The organism is Dehalogenimonas sp. W, assembly GCF_037094495.1.
GTDB lineage: Bacteria > Chloroflexota > Dehalococcoidia > Dehalococcoidales > Dehalococcoidaceae > Dehalogenimonas > Dehalogenimonas loeffleri.
This window is the reverse complement of record NZ_CP146612.1, coordinates 950094-973251: the sequence shown is the minus strand read 5'-3', so window position 1 is coordinate 973251 and position 23158 is coordinate 950094. Positions and strand designations below refer to the sequence as shown.

Annotated in this window: 21 protein-coding genes; 17 read left to right on the top strand and 4 right to left on the bottom strand. The window is 55.4% G+C overall.

Translation table 11 applies throughout. The features are described 5' to 3' along the window. Positions 1-19: 19 nt before the first annotated feature. Positions 20-307, bottom strand: a complete 288-nt coding sequence (locus V8247_RS05025; RefSeq protein WP_338736745.1) for a DUF370 domain-containing protein — start codon at positions 305-307, stop codon at positions 20-22. A gap of 313 nt (positions 308-620) precedes the next feature. On the opposite strand from V8247_RS05025, the gene V8247_RS05020 reads away from it, so the two are divergent. The 13 genes from V8247_RS05020 to V8247_RS04960 all read left to right on the top strand — a co-directional run bounded on the left by V8247_RS05020 (position 621) and on the right by V8247_RS04960 (position 15364). Then, complete coding sequence (locus V8247_RS05020) at positions 621-2003, top strand: reductive dehalogenase (protein WP_338736744.1); 1383 nt, start codon at positions 621-623, stop codon at positions 2001-2003. A gap of 294 nt (positions 2004-2297) precedes the next feature. Continuing rightward, the gene (locus tag V8247_RS05015) at positions 2298-3677 is read left to right on the top strand and encodes a reductive dehalogenase (RefSeq protein WP_338736742.1); all 1380 of its coding nucleotides are present in this window, start codon (positions 2298-2300) and stop codon (positions 3675-3677) included. A 118-nt stretch (positions 3678-3795) separates the two neighbouring features. Then, positions 3796-4080 carry a DUF4342 domain-containing protein gene (locus V8247_RS05010; protein ID WP_338736741.1) on the top strand — a complete coding sequence of 95 codons (285 nt, stop codon included), beginning with the start codon at positions 3796-3798 and terminating at the stop codon, positions 4078-4080. 88 nt (positions 4081-4168) lie between these two features. Continuing rightward, positions 4169-7027 carry a fibronectin type III domain-containing protein gene (locus V8247_RS05005; protein WP_338736740.1) on the top strand — a complete coding sequence of 953 codons (2859 nt, stop codon included), beginning with the start codon at positions 4169-4171 and terminating at the stop codon, positions 7025-7027. Between the two features lie 84 nt (positions 7028-7111). Continuing rightward, positions 7112-7966 (top strand): metal ABC transporter permease, encoded by an 855-nt coding sequence (locus V8247_RS05000; RefSeq protein WP_338736739.1) that lies wholly within the window; start codon positions 7112-7114, stop codon positions 7964-7966. Next, positions 7959-8741 carry a metal ABC transporter ATP-binding protein gene (locus V8247_RS04995; RefSeq protein ID WP_338736738.1) on the top strand — a complete coding sequence of 261 codons (783 nt, stop codon included), beginning with the start codon at positions 7959-7961 and terminating at the stop codon, positions 8739-8741. Before V8247_RS05000 ends, V8247_RS04995 begins: the two co-directional genes overlap by 8 nt. Before the next feature lie 400 nt (positions 8742-9141). After that, the gene (locus V8247_RS04990) at positions 9142-10521 is read left to right on the top strand and encodes a reductive dehalogenase (RefSeq protein WP_338736737.1); all 1380 of its coding nucleotides are present in this window, start codon (positions 9142-9144) and stop codon (positions 10519-10521) included. A 109-nt stretch (positions 10522-10630) separates the two neighbouring features. Further along, a complete protein-coding gene (locus V8247_RS04985; protein WP_338736736.1) occupies positions 10631-11542 on the top strand; it encodes a dihydroorotate dehydrogenase in 912 nt (303 codons plus the stop codon). A 3-nt stretch (positions 11543-11545) separates the two neighbouring features. Further along, the gene (locus tag V8247_RS04980) at positions 11546-12949 is read left to right on the top strand and encodes an MFS transporter (protein ID WP_338736735.1); all 1404 of its coding nucleotides are present in this window, start codon (positions 11546-11548) and stop codon (positions 12947-12949) included. Between the two features lie 82 nt (positions 12950-13031). After that, on the top strand, positions 13032-13454 hold the full coding sequence (locus V8247_RS04975) for a Fur family transcriptional regulator (RefSeq protein ID WP_338736734.1): 423 nt from the start codon (positions 13032-13034) through the stop codon (positions 13452-13454). Then, the gene (locus V8247_RS04970; RefSeq protein WP_338736733.1) at positions 13455-14357 is read left to right on the top strand and encodes a metal ABC transporter substrate-binding protein; all 903 of its coding nucleotides are present in this window, start codon (positions 13455-13457) and stop codon (positions 14355-14357) included. 70 nt (positions 14358-14427) lie between these two features. Next, entirely contained in the window at positions 14428-15222 is a 795-nt protein-coding gene (lgt, locus tag V8247_RS04965) for a prolipoprotein diacylglyceryl transferase (RefSeq protein WP_338736732.1), read from the top strand. Beyond that, positions 15200-15364 carry a hypothetical protein gene (locus V8247_RS04960; protein WP_338736731.1) on the top strand — a complete coding sequence of 55 codons (165 nt, stop codon included), beginning with the start codon at positions 15200-15202 and terminating at the stop codon, positions 15362-15364. The genes lgt and V8247_RS04960 overlap by 23 nt, the downstream gene beginning before the upstream one ends. Before the next feature lie 58 nt (positions 15365-15422). On the opposite strand, the gene V8247_RS04955 is transcribed toward V8247_RS04960, so the two are convergent. After that, the gene (locus V8247_RS04955; protein WP_338736730.1) at positions 15423-16055 is read right to left on the bottom strand and encodes an MBL fold metallo-hydrolase; all 633 of its coding nucleotides are present in this window, start codon (positions 16053-16055) and stop codon (positions 15423-15425) included. A gap of 53 nt (positions 16056-16108) precedes the next feature. After that, the gene (locus V8247_RS04950; RefSeq protein ID WP_338736729.1) at positions 16109-16558 is read right to left on the bottom strand and encodes a hypothetical protein; all 450 of its coding nucleotides are present in this window, start codon (positions 16556-16558) and stop codon (positions 16109-16111) included. Positions 16559-16714: 156 nt separating this feature from the next. On the opposite strand from V8247_RS04950, the gene hrcA reads away from it, so the two are divergent. The 4 genes from hrcA to V8247_RS04930 all read left to right on the top strand — a co-directional run bounded on the left by hrcA (position 16715) and on the right by V8247_RS04930 (position 21481). Beyond that, complete coding sequence (gene hrcA / locus V8247_RS04945; RefSeq protein WP_338736728.1) at positions 16715-17761, top strand: heat-inducible transcriptional repressor HrcA; 1047 nt, start codon at positions 16715-16717, stop codon at positions 17759-17761. A 43-nt stretch (positions 17762-17804) separates the two neighbouring features. Continuing rightward, the gene (locus tag V8247_RS04940; RefSeq protein ID WP_338736727.1) at positions 17805-18323 is read left to right on the top strand and encodes a nucleotide exchange factor GrpE; all 519 of its coding nucleotides are present in this window, start codon (positions 17805-17807) and stop codon (positions 18321-18323) included. A 74-nt stretch (positions 18324-18397) separates the two neighbouring features. Continuing rightward, positions 18398-20320, top strand: coding sequence for a molecular chaperone DnaK (gene dnaK / locus V8247_RS04935; RefSeq protein ID WP_338736726.1), 1923 nt, complete (start codon positions 18398-18400; stop codon positions 20318-20320). A gap of 171 nt (positions 20321-20491) precedes the next feature. Next, complete coding sequence (locus tag V8247_RS04930) at positions 20492-21481, top strand: universal stress protein (protein WP_338736725.1); 990 nt, start codon at positions 20492-20494, stop codon at positions 21479-21481. Between the two features lie 85 nt (positions 21482-21566). Here V8247_RS04930 and hcp read toward each other — a convergent pair whose 3' ends face one another. Further along, a complete protein-coding gene (gene hcp / locus V8247_RS04925; RefSeq protein WP_338736724.1) occupies positions 21567-23132 on the bottom strand; it encodes a hydroxylamine reductase in 1566 nt (521 codons plus the stop codon). Positions 23133-23158 lie beyond the last annotated feature (26 nt).

The window sequence follows — 23158 nt, the reverse complement described above, 5'->3', positions numbered from 1 at the left end:
CGGCGATAAATTCGGCCGACTAAAGGTCAAGCGGAACCTCGGCCACTTCGGTTTTAGCCGCACCACGACCAACCGTCACCCTGCCGGTAATCGTTTCCGGTGCTAGCGCGGCCAGCACCACATGCCCGGAATCAGTAAATAACACCGCCTTGGTCTTGCGGCCGTTGGTCATGTCAATCAACATCCCTTTGCCGCGGCTTTCCTGGATAACCCGCTTTATTGGAGCGGAGTTAGGCGGAGCGATGGCGATCAGGCGATTCATTGCCAGAATGTTGCCGAACCCGATGTGTACCAGTTCAATAGCCATATAAGTCCTCTTCCCGGGCAAAATGCGGTTTATTATTTTATCGCTAAAGCTGAGCTAAAGGCAACCGGCGATTTATCGCCTCCAGACCGCCGGGAAATAACAAGGTTATCATTTCCTAATTATTTATACGCCATATGGCGTATTGTCTTTGATTAGGTTTTGGTGGATAATACATTCCATCTGAGCTAAGTTTCTTTATATTTTCTTAGTTTATAAATACTTGAAAGGAGAATTCCCTTCTTTAATGACCTCCGGGAGAGACCGGATGACAGCGGGCAAAGACCGCGAAAAGATTAAATTATAGGAGATTCTAATGACCAATTTTCACAGCACCGTTTCCCGCAGAGATTTCATGAAAGGGCTCGGCTTTGCTACCGCTGGTGTCGGCGGCGCCGCTCTGGCGGCTCCCGGTTTTAAGGACCTTGACGATGTCATTTCCCGCGGCAGCATCTCCCGCCCCTGGTGGGCCCGCACCGTTGACAATCCCACCTCTGAAGTTGACTGGACTCAAATGAAGAAGTTCAGTGAAGGCAACACCATGCGCGGCAAAGGTACCGAATATCAGTTGACTTATATCGACGCTGATGAACAGAAACGCCGGGCGGCCGATAAATCAGAAACTGAGACTGCGTGGAAAGCCGAAAAGAAACCCGGCTACACCACCCGTGACTACGCTTTCGCTGGTAATGCTACCAAGGGCCTAAGTGCCAATACATTCCTGGGACCAGCCGCTAATTCACCGGAAAAAACCGGCGTCCCCAAATGGGAAGGCACCAAAGAAGAGAATGCCGCGATGGTCCGCACCTTCCTCCGTTTCCACGGCATGATGGCCGTTGGTTTTACCGAGCTCCATGAAGACACCACCATGAAGCTGATGTACGAGTACGGGCCTAACAACAAGGTAAAATACACCTTTGCCGACGTGGATACGGCATCAGAAACCTCCACCGAACAAATCTACCCCCGCAAGTGCAAATGGGTCATCACCGTTGTCAATCAGGAAAGTCAGGAACTCTGGAAACGCAACCCCACTCCCCTCCAGGTGCAAATCCGCTATCCCCGCGGTCAGTGGATTCAGTCGCTATTCCAGGGCTTCATGACTTCTCTGGGTTATTACGCTCTGTCTGAGGGCGGTAACGGTACCGGCATCGCCCCGGCTTTCGGCGTTATGGCCGGTATGGGTGAAATGGGTCGCATGAACCGCATGATCTCCACCGAATGGGGTCCCACGGTCGGTGTCTTCCGTTATGTCACCGACCTGCCCCTGCCCGATGAAAAACCCATTGACGCCGGTTTCATGCGCTTCTGCCAGACCTGCATGAAATGCGCTGACGGTTGCGGCGAAGGTGCCATCTCCTTTGAGAAGGAGCCGACCTGGGATGTTTCCGGCCCGTGGAACAATCCCGGCCACAAAGAATGGTTTGAAGATTCCCGCAAATGCCGTGCCTGGAAGATGCTGCCCGGCACCTGCAATGCCGGCCGCTGTCTCTCGGTCTGCACCTTCACCAAGTACGAGAAGGCTTCGGTTCACAGTTTTGTGAAAGGCATTGCTTCTACTACTCCGCTCTTCAACGGCTTCTTCCGCAGCATGGACGATATCTTCTACGGCGACGGTCTCAAAGACCCGGCCACCTTCTGGGAGCAGCCGGTTCCAATCTTCGGCGTGGAAGGCTCGGTCGGCCTGGAAAACTACTAGTTCTTTTAACAGTAAATCTCTTAAGGGAGGGGCTAAGTTGCCCCTCCCTTCCCTTTTGTATTTTTGAAATTACAATTCCCCAATTTTTATTAAGATATTCTAATTATAATTACGCCATTTGGCGTATTGACCGATTCTCCTTTTTAACTGATAATAAATACTGTAAGGTAAGCATCCTTAACTTATATTAAGTGGGTTGGATTTTATTTAAGGAGGACACACTGCCAGACTGACTTCCGGGAGAGACCGGATGACGGCGGGCAAGACCGTAAGAGAAATATTAAGGAGATTCTAATGTCCAATTTTCACAGTACCGTTTCCCGTCGGGATTTCATGAAAGCCCTCGGCTTCGCCGGGGCCGGCCTTGGCGTCACTTCCCTTGTCGCCCCCAAATTCAATGACCTTGATGAAATGATTCAGGCCGGCTCTTTCAACCGCCCCTGGTGGGTCAAAACCGTTGACAAGACTACCAACGAAGTCGACTGGACCCAGTACAAACGCTTCCGTGAAGGCGACACCATGCGCGGCAGCGCCGGTACCTATATGCCTACTTACATCTCGGTGGATGATCAGAAGGCCCGTCAGGACAAAAAAAAGGAGGTTGAATATAACTACAATTCTCAGAGCAAGGCCGGTTATACATTAGCTGATAAAGCTTTTACTGATAACGTTAACCGCGGTTCCGTTTCCAATACATTCATCGGTCCCAATACCTCTACCCCCGAATCGCTGGGCATTCCCCGCTGGAACGGCACCCCCGAAGAAAACGCCGCCCTCCTGCGTACCGCCATGCGCTTCTTCGGTTCCATGAGCGTCGGCTTCACCCAGATGGACCCGGCTACTACCTTCAAACTTACCTATTCCTGGGGCCCCAACAACCGCCAGCAACTCGTCTGGGAAGATGTTGACGCCCCCTATGAAACCACTGACAAGCAGGTCCACCCCAATGACTGCATGAACGTCATCACCCAATCCAACATGGAATCCCAGGACCTCTTCAAATACAATCCCACCTGGCTGATGGCCCAGATCCGCTACGGCCGCGCCGCCAATATCCAGGAGCGCACTCAGGGCTTCGTCCGCACCCTCGGCTACTGGTGTCTCGCCAAAGGTCACAACGATACCGGCAATGCCTGCGGCTTCGGCGGTGTTTCCGGCCTCGGCGAGATGGGCCGCATGAACCGGATGATTACCCCCGAATACGGTCCCACTGTCGGCATCTTCCGCTACTACACCAACATGCCCCTGCCCAACGACAAGCCCATTGACGCCGGCATGCGCCGCTTCTGCTACACCTGCAAACTCTGCGCCGACCACTGCGGCGAGGGTGCCCTGTCCCACGAAACCAATCCCACCTGGGACACCGTCGGCCCCTGGAACAACCCCGGCCACGAGGCCTGGTTTGAAGATTCCCGCAAGTGCCGCGCCTGGAAGATGGATGCCGACTCCTGCGTTGCCGGCCGCTGCCTCGGTGTCTGCACCTTCACCAAATACACCGACGCCATCGTCCACGAGACCGTCAAGGCTGTTTCTTCCACCACCTCCGTCTTCAACGGCTTCTTCCGCCAGATGGACGAACTCATGGGCTACGGCCTGCGCGACCCCAACGAGTTTTGGACTACCGCTCAGCCCATCGGCGGCCTCCGCTCCGATGTCGCTCAGAAATATCACTAATCCTTCAATTGACCCTCAGAAAGGCCTCCGCTGATTCGGCGGAGGCCTTTTTTTAGCGCTTCCAACACGCCCTGACGAGTGCTATAGTAGAAGATAAGAAATCTGCCAGGAGGCTGAAATGGCAACTGAGAAATTTACCGTATCCGGTGACAAAGTCTTATCCAGAATCAAGGAACTGATTCGGGAGGGCAACATCCGGCGGGTGAGACTAATCCATGACGGGCGTACCATTATAGACATCCCGCTATCGGTAGGCGCTCCGGTAGCGGCGGTCGGTATTCTGGCAGCCCCGGTACTGGCCGCAATCGGTGCTTTTGCCGCGCTGGTGACTGAATGTACCATTGAAGTGGAAAAAATGGATGATTCAGGTTCTCGCGGCAGCGGAGCAGAGTTACCGGAATAGCTTTACTTACTGACTGCTTTCACCAGCCGGATTGAATCACGCCGGCAGTTTCTTGACGCCCCGTCATTTGCCTCGTAAAATGCGCTCCATGAAAACTACTTCTTTCACCCGTCTGGCCGCTTCTCTGCTCCTGTCCCTGACCTTCCTGCTGATTCCCAATCCTCATCCCTCTGCCGCTGCTGACGCCCGCTGGTCGGAAATACCCCTCCCCCGAACGGAAGCTGCCGGCGGTTGGGCACTGGCGCCGGGGACCGATGTGACTCACCTGACTACCGACCAGTACGGACGGCTTTATGCCTGGGTCACCGGGGACGGTGGAGGGCTATTCCGAACCAATACCTCAGATGATAAATTCACCAGAGTGTACGCTTCAATCAATATTCCGGTCGCCCTGAACATAACTGCCGAAGGTCATATCTATTATGCCACTGAAACAGCCGTATTCCGTTCCATAGACGACGGCGGGACTTTCCAACAAATAGCCTCCCAACCGGGAGGTCCCGACAAGCAGGTTACCGGTATGTCTATCTACCGCCGGGCACAAGGCAACCTTATCGCGGTTTCCGTAACCGATACGGCTCCGGGAATGTCGGGCGGCGTCTATTTATACGATGAAACCGCCTTCTCCGGCAGCTGGATAGATACCGGTATTGGCAGCTATGATGCCCTGGACGTCAGTTTTTCTCCGACCTTTGAGACTGATCGCACGCTGTTGGCGCTGGCCACCGATGGCAACGATACTTTTATCATGGTTTTCAACGCCGGCATCTGGGGTCAAACCGAATTAAAACACGATGACACCGCCAGCGTAACGGCTATTGCCGGCAACCTGGTTTTGCCTGAAGACTTCGCACTTCTGAACAATGCCCAATTTTATGTCGGCATTGACAGTGGAGATGCTGATAAAGGCGGCGTGTGGCTGGGTTTCTACCAGGCAGGACCACAGCTTCCGGTGGTTTTTCCAATAGCTTCAAACTTGAATGAGGATTTCACCTGCATGTCAGTCAGAGGCTTATCCGGCAGTTACAGCCTTACCGGTGGCACAGCATCGGGCAATGTATATAATTCCGCCGATGGCGGCATTAACTGGCAGACAGCCGTGAGGAACCCTGCCGGCGACAGTATCTCGGCTTTAACCGACCTGGGAGGAACAGTTTATGCCGCGTCTTCAGGTGCCGGCAGCGGAATATATAAATCGGTTGACCAGGGTTCAACTTGGTTACCCACCGCCTTGATTGACCAAAACGGCGCCGGCACTCTGGTAAAAGTCCTGCCATCCCCGAATTATGCCTCCGACCAAACGCTTTATGTGTTGGGCTTCAATTCAGGTCATACTCTTTGGCTGACAGAAAATGCCGGCTTGTCCTGGCAAATGATCCTTGATGCCGGAGAATACGGCATCAGCGAAGTCCCGCAAATCACCATCACTGATAGTGGATCTTTATATATTCTGGCACAGACCTCCGGTAACGGAATTTGTCTGATTTCAGATAACAAAGGTACGACATTTGAAGTTCTGGACTTGCCGGTTCCGATTAATAATTCTTCGCGGTTGGCGGTAGAAAATACAAATCAGCTAATATTCTCCACTGATGACGGTACGCTGGCTCAAGTCTGGCACCGAGACGCCCAGTTCTTTACCCCCGTTGCCGCCGGTGACCAGCGGATAACCGCGCTTGAACTTTCCCCGGCTTTCACAACAGATCAAACGTTAGTCGCCACCGCTGACGACGGCAAAGTCCTGATTTCTACGAACGCCGGCGTCACCTTCACCTCGCTGCCCGACCTACCGCTTTCCGGCGAAATCCGGCTGGTTTTTGATCCGGATTTCAGTACAAGCGGCAAAATTTATGCCGCAAATGATAGCTTGGATAAAGGTATTCACCGTTTCACCATCGGTGGTACCGACTGGGACAGGCTTGATTCAGGTTTGCCGGCTGATACCCTGATCAGCGGGCTGGCCGTAACCAGGGACAACATCATCTACGCCTCAAGTTATACCGAGATCAGCGACACTACCGGCGGCCTGATTCGGGCATTATCCGATGACGCCTCATGGTTCCTGACTCGCGCCGGTTTGCCGGACGGTGCAACCTTGGAGGGCATCGCTGTCATCGGACGCCAAATATGGACGCTGGATACAACCAATCAACGCATAATGACCTATACCGATACCCTGGCGGAGCCGGTGCAGCTGACATCACCAACAGCCGCTGCCGGAGGTCTGGGTGATTTTTCCTCCGGTGCCATCTCCGGCATTAACCTCAAATGGCAGTCAATCAGCGGTGCCGGCAGCTATGAGTGGCAGGTCAATGACAGTACAGGTATGTCGTCACCTCTTTTTGAAGACACAACTACCGCCCTAACCGCAAAGCTGAATAACCTGGAGCCGAATACCACTTATTACTGGCGTGTTCGTGCCGCCACACCGGTACCAGGACCGTGGTCGGATAAGTGGTCTTTCACCACCGCCCTGGGCGGAACTTTTACCGTACCCGAGCTGATTACCCCCGCCCCCGGGGCAGTGGACCTGGGACTGAGACCGATCTTCCAGTGGAGACCGGTCAGCGATGCCGACACCTATGACCTGATGGTAGCGACTGACTCCGGATTCGCCGGGATTATAATCAATCAGACGGCGATTGCCGGCAACGCCTGGCAATCGGAAACATCGCTTGAGGCGGGCAAAACCTATTACTGGAAAGTCAGGGCGGTAAGTACCGCCACCAACTCCGCCTGGAGCGCCGTATCCGGTTTTGCCGTGGCTCCGCCGGTGGCCGTACCAGAACCCCCTCAACCGACACCGACCGTCACCACTACAGTCCCCCAAGGGCTAGAAATGGCCATCCCTGAATGGCTCGGCCTGACATTAGCCGGCATGGGCGGTGCCATCGTCCTGCTGCTGTTGGTACTGGCTGTAACCGTCAGAAACCGCCGGGTATTGTAAGGCAGAGGCAACGAACCTATAATGGACGGCAAATGCTGAAATCTTGCGCACCTGACTGTTGGGAAAACGGGGGTTATCCCGTCAATGTTTGACGCCCTGATTGCCCCTTTTTCCGATAATCTTTTCATGACCCAGGCGCTGACAGCCGGAATACTGGTGTCAGTGGCCTGCGCCGTTGCCGGAACATTTATGGTGTTGCGGGGATTGGCCTTTATCGGCGATGCCCTGGCTCACGGCGTATTGCCCGGTATCGCTCTGGCGGTGATTATGGGTTTTTCAGGCATTATCGGTGCCGCCATCGGTGCTGCGGTAATGATTGGCGGCGTCAGCCTGATTACCCGCCGTTCCCGCCTGTCGTCGGATACCGCTATCGGGCTGCTATTCGTCGGGATGCTGGCGCTGGGCGTGGTAATCGTCTCCCAATCAAGCTCTTTTTCCGGTGACCTGACCCGCATCCTCTTTGGCGAATTACTGGGGACATCATGGAGTGATATTCTGCTTCAATTTATCGCCACTTTAATTATCGCCCTTGTCGCCTTTATTTTCGCCCGGGGCTTCCTGTTGCTGGCTTTTGATCCGGAACAGGCTCAGGTGGCTGGTTTTTCGTCCGGGCTCTATCACAATATCATGCTGATAATGATTGCCGCGACCATCATCATCTCTTTCCAGACCGTGGGCACGCTGCTGGTTTTCGGCCTGTTGATAGCGCCGGCGGGGGCCGGTGCGCTGATTGCCCGACGCATCGGGGCCATGATGGCCTGGGCCGCGCTGTTCGGCTCGCTGTCAATGTATATCGGCCTGCTATTAAGTTACCACTTTAATCTGGCCGCCGGCGCCTCAGTTATTCTGGTGGCTACCCTGATATTCTTTACCGTTTTTATCGTTAAGAATCTTAAACCGCGCGCCGCACTGCCGGAAACCGGAGGGCATGATGGCTGATTCAGCAGTAATTGCCGCCAGTAGCCTCAATATCGGTTACGAAGGCGTTTCGGTCGTAGCAGATATTAATTTTGGGCTCAATTCCGGTCAGGGAATCGCCCTCATCGGCACCAACGGCTCAGGCAAATCCACCCTGTTGAAAACCATCGCCGGATTACTGCCGCCGCTATCAGGCGAGATAAATGTTTTCAACTCCCGGCCGGGACGTCAGCCCAAACGCATCGCTTATTTGGGACAGTTTCACGCCTCCGGGTTTGTCCTGCCGCTGCGGGCGGTTGACGTAGTGCGCATGGGTCGCTTTCCGCATCGTGGTCTACTTGGTCAATTTACCGGAGATGATGAAGCCCGCGTTCAGGACGCCATGAAAGTTATGGGAGTCACCGGACTCGCTGATGCCCCGTTGCGTTCGCTTTCCGGCGGCCAGCAACAGCGCATCTATCTGGCCCAGGTACTGGCGCACCATGCCGACCTGCTGATTCTGGATGAGCCGACTTCCGGGCTTGATGCCGGCGGCCGGGAACTCTACCTTCAAGCCGCTCGGGATGAACTCTGTCGCGGCGCTGCCGTAGTGGTGGCCACCCATGACATCCATGAAGAGGCCTCGCTCTGCCATCAGGTCATGCTGATGGCGCACCGGGTGGTAGCCCTGGGCCCGCCGGCTGAAGTCATCACCACCCAGTCACTCATGGACACCTTTGGTATAGCTATTGACCCTAACCAGAAACCCATCACAATTCTGGAATGTGGTCACAGTCACGATCACGAACGAAAATAGGAATATCAACAAACCACCGAATTTTTTAAATCCGGCAACTCCTTCAACCGTAAATCTGCATGTAAATATAGACCTGTTTGTCCAAAGATATCCTCGTCTGCAGTACTATTCCTGCTGTTTTTCACCGCACTCCAAAACCGGCTGTCTTATCATGGTCCGAATATTTTAGTCTCATTTTTCTTATTAATATACTTTAGTCGCGTATTTTTTATACCTTTGTCTATACCCAAAATGCTTAGAGCCACTAGTCCTTTTGGACGATGGCATAAACACTAAAAGGCGTTATCATAATTACGTCGTTATTAACAACTATATGCGTGGAGGTTTTAATGACTCTGACTTCCGGGAGAGACCGGATGACGGCGGGCAAGACCGCAAGAGAAATATTAAGGAGAGTTTAATGTCTAATTTTCACAGTACTGTTTCCCGCCGGGATTTCATGAAAGCCCTCGGCTTTGCCGGGGCCGGCCTCGGCGTCACTTCCCTTGTCGCCCCCAAATTCAATGACCTTGATGAAATGATCCAGGCCGGCTCTTTCAATCGCCCCTGGTGGGTCAAAACCGTTGACAAGACCACCAACGAAGTTGACTGGACCCAGTACAAACGCTTCCGCGAAGGCGACACCATGCGCGGCAGTGCCGGCACCTATATGCCTACCTATATCTCAGTAGAAGACCAGAACGCCCGCAAGGATAAAAAGGCCGAGATTGAAGCAGGTTACAACGCGCAGGACAAGGCCGGTTATTCTCTTGCTGATAAAGCATTTACAAGTAACGTTAACCGCGGTTCCGTTTCCAATACATTCATCGGTCCCAATACCTCTACCCCCGAATCGCTGGGCATTCCCCGCTGGAACGGCACCCCCGAAGAAAACGCCGCCCTCCTGCGTACCGCCATGCGCTTCTTCGGTTCCATGAGCGTCGGCTTCACCCAGATGGACCCGGCTACTACCTTCAAACTTACCTATTCCTGGGGCCCCAACAACCGCCAGCAACTCGTCTGGGAAGATGTTGACGCCCCCTATGAAACCACTGACAAGCAGGTCCACCCCAATGACTGCATGAACGTCATCACCCAATCCAACATGGAATCCCAGGACCTCTTCAAATACAATCCCACCTGGCTGATGGCCCAGATCCGCTACGGCCGCGCCGCCAATATCCAGGAGCGCACTCAGGGCTTCGTCCGCACCCTCGGCTACTGGTGTCTCGCCAAAGGTCACAACGATACCGGCAATGCCTGCGGCTTCGGCGGTGTTTCCGGCCTCGGTGAAATGGGCCGCATGAACCGGATGATTACCCCCGAATACGGCCCTACTGTCGGCATCTTCCGCTACTACACCAATATGCCCCTGCCCAACGACAAGCCCATTGACGCCGGCATGCGCCGCTTCTGCTACACCTGTAAACTCTGTGCCGACCACTGCGGCGAGGGTGCCCTGTCCCACGAAACCAATCCCACCTGGGACACCGTCGGCCCCTGGAACAACCCCGGCCACGAGGCTTGGTTTGAAGATTCCCGCAAGTGCCGCGCCTGGAAGATGGACGCTGACTCCTGCGTTGCCGGCCGCTGCCTCGGTGTCTGCACCTTCACCAAATACACCGACGCCATCGTCCACGAGACCGTCAAGGCTGTTTCTTCCACCACCTCCGTCTTCAACGGATTCTTCCGCCAGATGGACGAACTCATGGGCTACGGCCTGCGCGACCCCGATGAGTTTTGGACTACCGCTCAGCCCATCGGTGGCCTCCGCTCCGATGTCGCTCAGAAATATCACTAATCCTTCAATTGACCCTCAGAAAGGCCTCCGCCGAATCAGCGGAGGCCTTTCTCTATATTATCCCGTCTCTCGTTTGCCCCGCCCCCCACAGGCGGTTTATAATCAACACATGCCCAACCTTTCCGTAGAACTGCTCCCCGGTCTTAAACTGAAAAACCCTGTCATTGCCGCTTCGGGTACTGCCGGTTACGGTGATGAACCGGACCGCCTGTATGACATCGCCGACCTCGGCGCTTTCATCTGTAAAGGCACCACCCTGAAGCCCCGCGCCGGCAACCCCCAGCCCCGCATCATGGAAACGCCTTATGGCATGCTTAACGCCATCGGCCTGCAAAACCCCGGGGTTGAGGCGGTTATTGAAAAATACAGCCCTCTGTGGCGACAATGGCCGACCCCGGTCATCGTCAATATCGCCGCGGATTCGGTGGAAGAATATGCGTCGCTCGCCCGCCGTCTTGACGGTATACCCGGTATCGCCGCGTTAGAGATTAATATTTCCTGCCCTAACGTTAAAGCGGGTTGTCTGGAGTTCGGCTCCACGCCGGAATCCGCTGCGACAGTGACTGCCGCCGTTAAACAAGCGGTATCCCTGCCGATTATCATCAAACTCACTCCCAACACCGCCGATATCGCCGCGCTGGCACGGGCGGTGGAAAAAGCCGGCGCTGATGCCGTATCACTGATTAACACCCTGCGGGGTATGGCCATAAGCGTCAAAAACCGCAAGCCGGTGCTGGGCAATATCACCGGTGGGCTCTCCGGTCCGGCCATCAAACCGGTAGCCCTGGCCATGGTCTGGCAGGTCGCCGGAGCGGTGTCCATCCCCATCATCGGCGGCGGGGGCATCATGTCGGCCGAAGACGCGCTGGAGTTCATCATGGCCGGCGCCTCAGCGGTCGAGGTCGGTACCGCGGCCCTGGTCAACCCCCAGGCACCGCTGGACATTATTAATGGATTAGACGCCTATCTGAGGCAGCACAACCTGAACGACCTGGCTTGCCTGACCGGCGCAGCGAGGTAAGCCTTGACTGACGCCGCCGAGAACTCAAATCGCGCCGTGCGGCGGGCGACCCTGGCGGCCGCCGTTCTAGCTTCCTTCCTGACACCGTTCATGGGGTCTTCGGTCAATATCGCCCTGCCGGTTATCGGCCGGGAATTCGGTCTGGATGCAATCACCCTGGGCTGGGTCGCCACGACCTATATCCTGGCCGCAGCGGTATTCCTTCTGCCTTTCGGCCGTCTGGCCGATATCAAAGGCCGCCGCCGTATTTTCATCTCCGGGCTGGTGCTTTACACCCTGGTTTCCGTTGCCATCGGCTTCAGCCAAAACGGAGCCCAGCTCATTGGCCTGCGGGCCGCTCAGGGCATCAGCGCGGCACTGCTGTTCGGCACCGGCATCGCCATCCTGACCTCTGTCTATCCGCCCGCGGAGCGCGGCCGGGTATTGGGCATCAACGCCGCCGCCGTCTATATCGGCCTGTCACTGGGACCAACCGCCGGCGGCCTGCTGACCTCATCCTTCGGCTGGCGCAGTATCTTTTTCGTTACCGCCGCCATCGCCCTGGTGGCGCTGTTTTTCATCGTTACCCGGCTGAAAACCGAATGGCAGGAAGCCAGCAACGAGCGATTTGACCTGAAAGGCGCTGTGGTATACGGCTTGAGCCTGACAACACTGATGCTGGGCTTTTCAGAGTTACCGGATACCACCGGCTTCATCCTGACCGTTATCGGTATCGTAGGCATGGCGGGATTTATCGCTCTGGAAGGGCACACCCCGCACCCGATTCTCTCACTGAATCTATTCCGCTATAACACCGTGTTTGCCCTGTCCAATGCCGCCACCCTCATCAATTACGCCGCCACCTTCGCCACAGGGTTTTTGCTGTCGCTTTATCTCCAGTTCGTCAAGGGTTTTTCACCGGCAGAAGCCGGCCTGATTTTAGTGGCCCAGCCCATCCTGATGGCCTTTATTTCACCCTACGCCGGCCGGCTGGCTGACCGTTTTGATCCCCGAACATTAGCGACCATCGGCATGGGTTTATCAACGGCAGGTCTGGCGATGCTGGTCTTCATCAGCGAAAACACCGCCATGCTTTATCTGATTGCCGCTTTAATCATCCTGGGTACCGGTTTCGGGTTCTTCTCCTCCCCCAACTCCTCGGCCGTCATGGGCGCTGTACCCCGGCGTCAGTACGGCATCGCTTCAGCCACACTGTCCACCATGCGCCTGGTGGGTCAGATGTTTTCCCTCGGTATCGTGATGCTGCTCTTTGCCCTGATTATCGGTCGGGTCCAGATTTCACCGGAAGTCCACGTTGAGCTGGTATCCAGTCTGCGGGTAGCCTTCGCCATGTTCACCGGTTTATGTCTGGTCGGTGTATTCGCCTCCTGGCCCCGCGGCAATAAGTTTTCTCAAAACAACTCTTAGTCATCGCATCATTCAGGCTGTTGACACACGGCTGAACCTTTGTTAACATCTAATTGAAACCGTTTTTCATTTAGATAGGGCAATGTCCACTCAACAACAACTACTCAACCAGCTGAAAACCGCCGGTTACAAATTAACCCCCCAGCGCCGGGCGGTGATTGCAGCCCTGGTCAAAAGCGCTAATCCAGTCACCAACCAATCCCTGCACGCTGCACTGAAGCCGGACCACCCGGAAATCGGATTGGTAACCGTATATCGGACGATGGCCTTGCTTGATAAACTTGGTCTGCTCTGCCGTTTTAATTACGGCGACCACATCAGCTTCAGAGCCGGCCCACCGGAACACCATCACCATCTGGTCTGCCGCGGCTGCGGCAATGTGGTGGATTTTACCGACCATTGTCCGCTGGAACTGCAATCCGCCGTTGAACGGAACACCGGTTTCCGCATCACCGAACATACTCTGGAATTCGCCGGTTACTGCCGGAGTTGTCAGGAAGCCTGAATGAAAAGACCGTCGATATTGGCAGCACTCGCGCTCCTGCTGGTCAGCAGTTCAACACTGGTGGTCGGCTGCAAAGCTGTCAGCGAACAATCCATCGTTGTTACCCATTCAATCCTGGGAGCGGTTGTCAAAGAACTGGTCGGTAATACCGCCAATGTGACCATTCTGATGCCTGACGGGGCCGACCCCCATGACTGGGAGCCATCGGCTCGGGATATTGAGAAGCTGAACAAGGCCGCCCTTATCGTCTGGAACGGACTTCACCTGGAAGTCAGCATTGAATCGGCCGTGGCCAAGGCCGCAGCCGGGGGCGTGCGCCTTTTCACTGCCGCCGATCATATTGAAATCCGGTATGTTGGTGAAGGCGAGCTGAACGAGGAAGCACAGGAAACCGGGGCTGCCGATCCCCATTTCTGGCTGGACCCACTGGCTGTAAAAAGCGTCGCCACTGCTCTGGCTCCGGTTATACAAGCCACTCTGGGCGTGAACACCGCAGTCGCCGCCCGCAGTTTGGAAAGCCGTCTGGACAGCCTCCACGCTGAAATAGAAAACCTGGTCAGCGGCGTCGCCCCTGCCGACCGTAAATTGGTTACCGGACACGATTCAATGGGCTATTTTGCCCGACGCTACGGCTTTGAAATCATCGGCTCAGTAGTACCTAATCTGTCCTCTCAGGCGGCGATATCCGCCTCAGACATCGCCGCTCTGGTCACTCAGATCAAGATTTCCGGCGTTAAAGCCATTTTTACCGAAACCGGCACTTCACCCTCCGTAGTGCAGCAAATATCGGCCGCCACCGGCATCAAGGTAATGGAACTGGCACCCACCCGGTTACCTGCGGACGGTTCATACTTCACCTTTATGTCAGATTTGACCACCAAGGTCGTTGACGGGTTACAATAAGAACAGATTATGCTCAGGCCCGGAACAGTACCCGGTAACACTGTATCCCTGATTTGATGGAGAATATCCAATGGCATTTGAACTCGGCCCTTTAACTATCCATGTCTACGGCATCGTGCTGGCGCTGGGCGCGCTGGCCGGCGTAATAATCGCCTATATTGAGACTAAACGTCGCGGCCTGAATCTGGACCATTTGTTTAACATGGCCCTTATCGTGCTGCCGATGGGTGTTATCGGCGCCCGGGCTTACCATGTCATTGACCAATGGGGCTACTACTCACAAAATCCCGGTCAGATTATCGGCGGCGCCGGCCTGGGTATCTTCGGTGCCCTCATTGGCGGCGTAGCCGGCTTGTTGATATATACCACCTGGCGGCGGCTCAACCCCCTGCCGTGGCTGGATTCCATCGCCCCCGGCGTCATCCTGGCCCAGTCTGTCGGCCGCTGGGGCAATTATTTCAATCAGGAACTCTACGGTTACCCTACCGACGTCCCCTGGGGCATTTTTATTGATCCCGTTAATCGTCTGCCGGGGTTTGAGCAATACACCCACTTCCACCCGATGTTCCTGTACGAATCGCTTTGGAATCTGTCCGGGTTCGCCTTCCTGATGATTATCGGACGAAAATGGGCCGACAAATTAAAAACCGGCGATATCTTCATCCTGTATTTAATCTATTACGGCATCGGACGTTTCATTCTGGAAGGTTTTAAGATTGATGTCTGGACCGTCGGCGGCATTCCCACCGCACGCTGGATTACCGGCGCGGCGGTCATCATCGGCGTCGCCGTCCTGTGGTACCGGCACCGAAAACAACCAGACGCCGTCGTGGGAGAAGACCATGGACCACAAGACAGCCATTGATATTTTGCTTAAACTGGCCCAAAAACCGGCTCTCAGCACCGAGGAAAAAGAGGCGGTGATGACCGCCGTCGGTGTCCTGGGCTGGACTTCCCTGGCACAGAGCCGCCTGAAAGACCGCCGGGATAAGCCCCCGGGTTCCTAAATCCGGTGATAAAAAAAAGCCCCCGCTTTGCGGGGGCTTCTAATTCTTAGAAATTACCTTATACTTCCAAGACTATCACCTGGGTCGTCAGCGGCAGATTGCTGCGCGTGATCGTCAGTTTAGCCTGGGGCACAATACCTTCGGTACCCATTTCAGATAGAAAACGCCCTACCGGCTCCAGTTCCCGGTTGTTGTCAGGGAGTTGGTAGTGCATGGGGATAACGATAGCTGGCTCAATCTGGCGCACCAGCCGGGCGGCGGCGGCGGCATTGAGCGCGCTCATGTCACCCACCGGCACCATCAGAATATCAACCTTGCCCAGTTCCTCTATTTCGCTCTCCTTGAGCGGCGTCCCCAGGTCGCCGAGATGACAGATAGTCAATTCATCCATCGCCACCACAAAGACCACATTCTTGCCACGGATGAGCCCTTTTTCGGCATCATGGAAGGCAGCCTGGCCGATGATGATAGCGTCTCCGATCTCGTATTCACCCGGCCGGCTGACAATCCGCGGCGTCCCGCCGACACCTTCGGTATGATTATGCCCGGCATGCTGATGACTGACGGTAACAATATTAGCCGTCTGTTTCCCCAGCGTTAGTCCGGTATCCGGCGAAAACGGGTCGGTAATGACCGTGGTATTTTTGCCCTTGATGCGGAAGCATGAATGTCCGAGATATTTAATTTCCATGGCGCGATTATAACAAGGCCGGACTGAACGGTCAAAGCTCTTCCCGGCAAACTCTATTCACAGCCGCCGCAGGCCGGTGACACGGCGTTCGGGAGGTCGCCCTCCGGCATGGATAGGGAATCCGAGGCTGTCAGATGCCGAACCTCACCGGATGCGGCATCAAGTTCCACAACCAGCATCCGGACTTCCCCCTCCGGCAACAGACCATAATTTAAATAACTGGTCTCCCCGGCAGGCCAATCCAACTCCTCAGCGACCAGGACGTTGCGGTACAACGCCGCCTTCACTTTCCAGACATCGCCGGTTTGTTCAGCGGTTAAGGTGAACTGATCAAGATAACCCTCAGGCATCAGCTTTTCGGCCAGACCGATAGCCTGAACCGCGGAGATATAGTCATTGGTCGCACCATCAGTGGTCGGGGCTTGTGACTGAACCGCCGCCTGGCATCCGGCCGCTGCCAGCCCCAGAACCAGCATAATAATCAGTAATTGTGCCTTATTCATACATCCATTATAACCCCCGCCGTCCAATTAAAACCATCATTATTGAGACACCGCCCGGTAAAATCCGGCTCCAAACCTTGACAAAATCACCTTAATGGTGTTAAATTAACAACATTAGCAATCAAGCAGTTAGAGTGCTAAACAGGTATAAAATCTATGCTCAGTCAACGCTCTGAGACAATACTCTCCAGTATAATCCGCCAGTATGTGAGCAGTGCCGCACCGGTGTCGTCTTCGGCTGTTATCTCCGAATGCGGCCTGGATGTCTGTTCCGCCACGGTCAGGAATGAGATGGGGCGCCTGGAGGAAGAGGGGTATATCGTCAAACCCCATCATTCCGCCGGCAGCATACCTTCGGATAAAGGCTACCGTTACTTTGTTGAGAGCATTAAAAATGTACGACTGCCCGTTGCGGAACAAACGCTGATCAATCATCTCTTCCATCAAGTGGAAAAAGAGATGGAAAACTGGCTTTCACTGGCGGCCGGACTGGTTTCCCAGCGGGCTCATAATGTAGCCGTGGTTACCCAGCCCAAACAGACCAGCGCCCGATACCATCACTTGGAACTGGTCACACTGCAGGAAAGCCTGGTGCTGGCGGTGCTCATCATGCGCGGTGCCCGGGTACGCCAGCAGTTGGTCAGTTTTGACGCCCCCATCAGTCAGTTTGAGCTCAACACTATATCTGGTAAATTGAATGAGGCTTACGATGGCCTGAGCAAGAGCAAGGTTGAACAGCACAACCTCTGCCTCAGCGAAACCGAGAAAAAGGTCCGTGAAGCGGTCGTCAGGATGTTACAGGGCGAGGATGAGCAACGTAACGAAGAACCCTACCTGGAAGGTTTAAACTACCTCCTGGAACAGCCGGAATTCGCCAAGAGCCAGCGTGCCCAGTCACTGATGGAACTGGTGGAGAAACGCCGCCTGGGCCGGATGCTGGCGGAAGAGGAATTTGACGAAGATATCAAGGTCTTCATCGGCCAGGAAAACCGGGAGGAAAGCATCAGGGATTACTCGGTGGTACTGGGCAGCTTCGGGCTGGCCGACGAGGCCCGCGGCATGCTGGGAGTAATCGGCCCAACCCGGATGAACTATGAAAAAACCATCGCCGCGGTGCGTTATCTATCGCTGGTAATGAGCGCCCTGGTCGCCGAACTTTACGGCCGCGACCCCGGTGCCGTCGCTGACGAAAATCAGGTCTGAGCCCCGGCGTCGCAAGCTAATTTTCTAACACAAGGGGAAACTGATGACAAAAAGACATTCGGAAGGCTCCGACGAGCAATCGCTTCAGGCAGAGTTTGAAAACCTGAATACCGCGCTGGAACAGGAAAAAAGCCGTGCTGAGGAAAACCTCAATAACTTCAAACGTGCTCAGGCGGATTTCATTAATTACAAGCGCCGCACTGATCAGGAAAAGACCGAATCGGTCGGCTTCGGCAAGAGCCTGGCCTATCTATCCATCCTGCCGGTGCTGGATGACCTTTCCCGTGCCCTGGCCGCCGTCCCCCCGGAACAGGCGGATAATTCCTGGGTGCAGGGCATGCAGTTAATTGAGAAAAAGTTCCGCACCCTGCTGGAAAAGGAAGGCGTTACCCCGATGAATACCGTCGGCCAGCCTTTTGACCCGGCCTTTCACGAAGCTGTGCTCCGCTGTCCGGGCGAAGAAGGCATCATCGTTGATGAACTTTCCACCGGTTACATGTACAAGGACAAGGTGTTGCGCCAGGCTCAGGTCAAAGTGGCCTGCGAGGACATCACCGAATAGCTGATTCACTGTTATTGACTAAGCGTTTTACCGTTGTATAATCAAATCGTACTTAATAAGGAGGATTCCAAACCATGGGTAGAGTAGTAGGCATTGATCTGGGTACCACTAATTCAGAGGTCGCCGTTATTCAAGCCGGCGAACCGGTAGTTATCCCTTCAGCCGAAGGCGGCAGTCTGGTGCCATCGGTCGTGGCCGTCAACAAGAATGGCGAACGACTGGTCGGTCGTCAGGCCAAGAACCAGGCGGTATTGAATCCGGATAACACCATCTATTCCATCAAGCGTTTCATGGGCCGCACCTGGGGTGAACCCGCCGGGCGTGAACTTCCGGTAGAAGATGACGCCAAGCGCAAGCCTTACAAGGTCACCAAGGGCGCTAATAATGAGGTCAAAGTCGCTCTCGGCGGCAAGGAATATTCCCCGCCGGAAATTTCGGCCATGATTTTACAAAAACTCAAGGCGGACGCCGAAGCCTTCCTGGGCGACAAGGTCACCGAGGCGGTCATCACCGTTCCGGCCTATTTCAATGACGCGCAGCGTCAGGCCACCAAGGATGCCGGGCAGATTGCCGGTCTGAACGTCCTGCGTATCGTCAATGAACCCACCGCCGCCGCTCTGGCCTACGGTCTGGACAAGAAAAAGGAGGAAACAGTCGCGGTCTATGATCTGGGTGGCGGTACCTTTGACATCTCCATTCTGGAACTGGGTGACGGCACTTTCCAGGTAAAATCCACTAACGGCGACACCCACCTGGGCGGCGATGACTTTGATCAGAAAATCATTGACTGGCTGGTAGCCGAATACAAGAAAGACCAGGGCATTGACCTGTCCAAGGATAAGACAGCCATGCAGCGCCTCAAGGAAGCTGCAGAAAAATCCAAGGTTGAGCTTTCCTCTGTCCAGCAGACCGAGGTCAATCTGCCCTTTATCACCGCAGATGCTTCCGGCCCCAAGCATCTGAATATCACTCTGACCCGTTCCAAGCTGGAGCAGTTGGTAGCCGACCTGGTGGAAAAGACCATCGGCCCCTCCCGCCAGGCGCTGACCGACGCCGGCAAGACAGCGGCCCAGATTGATGAGGTCATTCTGGTCGGCGGACAGACCCGTATGCCGCTGGTACGCGCCAAGGTTAAGGAGTTCTTCGGCAAGGAACCCAATATGAGCGTTAACCCGGATGAAGTCGTCGCTATCGGCGCCGCTATCCAGGCCGGCGTTATCAAGGGTGATGTTTCTGATGTACTTCTATTGGATGTGTCCCCGCTGACATTGGGTATTGAGACCCTGGGCGGTGTGGCTACGCCCCTGATTCCGCGCAACACCACCATCCCGACCAGCAAAAGTCAGGTCTTCTCCACAGCCGCGGACAACCAGCCCAGCGTTGAGATTCATGTCCTGCAGGGTGAGCGCCCGATGGCTGCCGATAACCGCACCCTGGGCCGCTTCATGCTGGACGGCATTCTGCCGGCCCCCCGCGGCCTGCCGCAGGTTGAAGTTACCTTTGATATTGATGCCAACGGTATTCTCTCCGTCCGCGCTCAGGACAAGGGCACCGGCAAAGAACAGAAGATTACCATCACCTCCTCCTCCGGCTTGTCCAAGGAAGAAGTGGCGAAGATGCAAAAGGACGCCGAGGCCCACGCCGCCGAAGATACCGCCCGCAAGGAACTGGCTGAAGCCAAGAACCAGGGTGATACCCTGGCCTACCAGTCCGAGAAAATGCTTAATGATAACAAAGACAAGGTACCGGAAGAGTTAGCCACCGAGGTTACCGGCAAGATTGAGGCCGTAAAACAGGCGCTTCAGGGCTCCGACACCCCGGCGCTCAAAGCCGCCATTGAGGAACTCAATCAGTCAATGCAGAAAATGGGTAACGCGGTCTACAGTCAGCAGGCCCAGCAGCAGCAGCCTGGGGCTGAAGGTGCCGAGGGACCCGCTGAGGGCGGGGAAACGCCCAAAGACGACGGCACCGTAGAGGGTGAATTCCGCGAGGTCTAATCACGCTTAAGTGATTCCAAAAGAAGGGAGGGGTACGTTGCCCCTCCCTTCTTCTATCAAAACACCGCCAAAAACCTTTACTCCTTGCAGCTGATTGCCAGGAGATCTTTACCGCCGTGCTATTATTATATATGGGTATTTAGTCAATAATGGGTAAAGGAGGGTAAGGCCATGTTCAGAAGAATACTGGTACCGCTGGACGGTTCAACACTGGCCGAGGTCGCCCTGCCTTGTGCCGAGGAAATGGCCGGCCGCATGGGTTCACAGGTTATCCTTGTCAGTGTCCTGGAATCCGGCGCCGACCAGTATGAAAACCTCTTCCGTTGCTACCTGAACTCCCGCGCTGCCGATCTCCAAACACGCATACTGGACGGCGGCGGACCGGATGTGACGGTCACGCCGTTACTGGTGCCGGAAATTGAGGAAGAAGACCTGATTGAGGAAGATACTCCGAGCAAAGACTTGGGGCACCCTACCTCAGAAATCATCGGTGCCGCCGCCGCTCATGGCGCTTCCATCATCATAATGGCCACTCACGGTTATTCGGGCTTGCGCCGGGTGGCCTTATCCAGTGTGGCTGATGCCATCGTCCATGGCTGTGGTATGCCGGTACTCCTGGTCAGGCCGGATGGTGAGGCCGCCAAAACCCCAAGTCAGATCTGCCGCAATATCGTTGTCCCGCTGGACGGTTCGGCCATGGCGGAATCCGCCTTACGGGTGGTTGAGGATATGGCAGCCAAAATGTCCGGTCAGGGCATGACCGTCAATCTGGTTCATGTCGCCCCGGAGCGCCGCGTCGCCACCACTGACGAACCCAGCCAGACATTCCTGGAGAACGTGGTTGACCCTGCCTGGTGTAAAGCCGGCGATAAAGCGGAACTTTATTTTGAACAGGCCGCCGCTTACCTGAAGCAATCCGGGGCCACACTGGAAGCCGCCGGCGTTACCGTCAACCATCAGGTACGCGCCGGTAAGCCGGAGGAAGAAATAGCCGCTTACACCACAGATACCTGTGCCGCCATGATTGTCATGGCCTGCCACGCCCGCACCGGCATCGGTCGCTACCTCATGGGTAGCACTGCCGACCGGATACTGCGCACGGTGGAGGCTTCTGTCCTGTTGCTCCGGCCGGAAAAACCGCAGCCACCCGGCACGGAATAACCTGTTTTACTGATTAATACTAACGGCCAAGCGGGCACCCCAGTGGGGTGCCCGCTTCCCTGTCATGTTTCTAACCAAATAATTATTATTTTGCCAGTATCGCTGCCAGATCAGCCTCAGGCGTACCCACCGGGGTCAGCCCGAACTGCTCCACCAACACTCCCAGTACATTGGGGGAAATGAAAGCCGGCAGGGTCGGCCCGATGCGGATGTTCTTGATGCCCAGCGCCAGCAGCGTCAATAGAATACAAACCGCCTTCTGTTCGTACCATGACAGCACCAGCGACAGGGGCAGGTCATTCACGCCGCACTCAAAGGCGTCCGCCAGAGCCAGGGCAATCTTAATGGCTGAATAAGCGTCGTTGCACTGCCCGATATCCAGCAGCCGCGGCAGCCCGCCCACGGTGCCCAAATCAAGGTCGTTGAAGCGATATTTGCCGCAGGCCAGCGTCAGAATGACCGTGTCCGCCGGAGACTTTTCCACCAGTTCAGTGTAGTAATTACGTCCGGGACGGGCACCATCACAACCGCCCACCAGCAGGAAATGCTTAACGGCACCGCTTTTCACTGCATCAATGACGGCACCGGCTACGCCCATGACCGCGTCCCGGCCGAAACCAGTGGTTAGTTCCTTACCGCCGTTGATTCCGGTCAGTTCACAGGATTCCTGATAACCGCCCAGCGCCAGCGCTTTTTCAATCGCCGGCGTATAGTCAATCCGACCGTCGGTTGCCGGCAAATGAACCAGTCCGGGATAGGCCACCACGGCAGAGGTAAACACCCGATCCGCGTAAGACGGCTTCGGCGGCATCAGACAGTTGGTATTGAACACCACCGCACCGGGAACTGCGTCAAATTCCTTCTGTTGATTCTGCCAGGCGGTACCAAAATTGCCCTTTAGATTACTGTACTTCTTTAATCCCGGATAGGCGTGAGCCGGCAGCATTTCACCGTGGGTATAGACATTTACTCCCCGGCCCTCAGTCTGCTCCAGCAGTTCTTTCAAGTCCAAAAGGTCGTGACCGCTGATAATGATGAACGGGCCCGGTTCAATAACGGTGCTGACTTTGGTCGGTACCGGGTGACCGAAGGCGCCGGTATTGGCCCCATCCAGCAGTTCCATACACTTCAGGTTCACCAGACCGAATTCCATCAGCAGGCCCAGCCACTCGGCAACCGTATGCTCCGCCGCCATTTCCCGCAGTCCTTTATACAGCCACGCCGTCACCGCCGCATCTGTTTTCCCCAGCACAAAGGCATGCCAGGCATAAGCCGCCATACCCCGCAGCCCAAACAGCAGCGTGGAACGCAGCGAAACGATGTCGGCATCACCCTGCCACAATCCTGCCGCGTCAAAATCTTGCCCGCCGCCCAGCCGGCGGGTTTCAGCCCGCACCTGAGCCAGAAGCTCATCCAGCCGCGAATCATCAAAATTAACATTGGTTACCGTGGCAAACAGTCCGCGCATAACCAGACTGTCAGTACTCACCTCAGGCGTCTTATCCCCAACCGCCAGCGCCAGGTCAACCAATGCCGCCGTCAGTTCATCCTGCTTGCCGGCAGTAGTTGCGGATTTACCGCAGGCACCCACTTTGGTGCAGCCCTTGCCGCCCACTGCCTGCTCGCACTGAAAACAAAACATGTCGCTCAATAGAAAAACTCCCTTTATAATTTTTT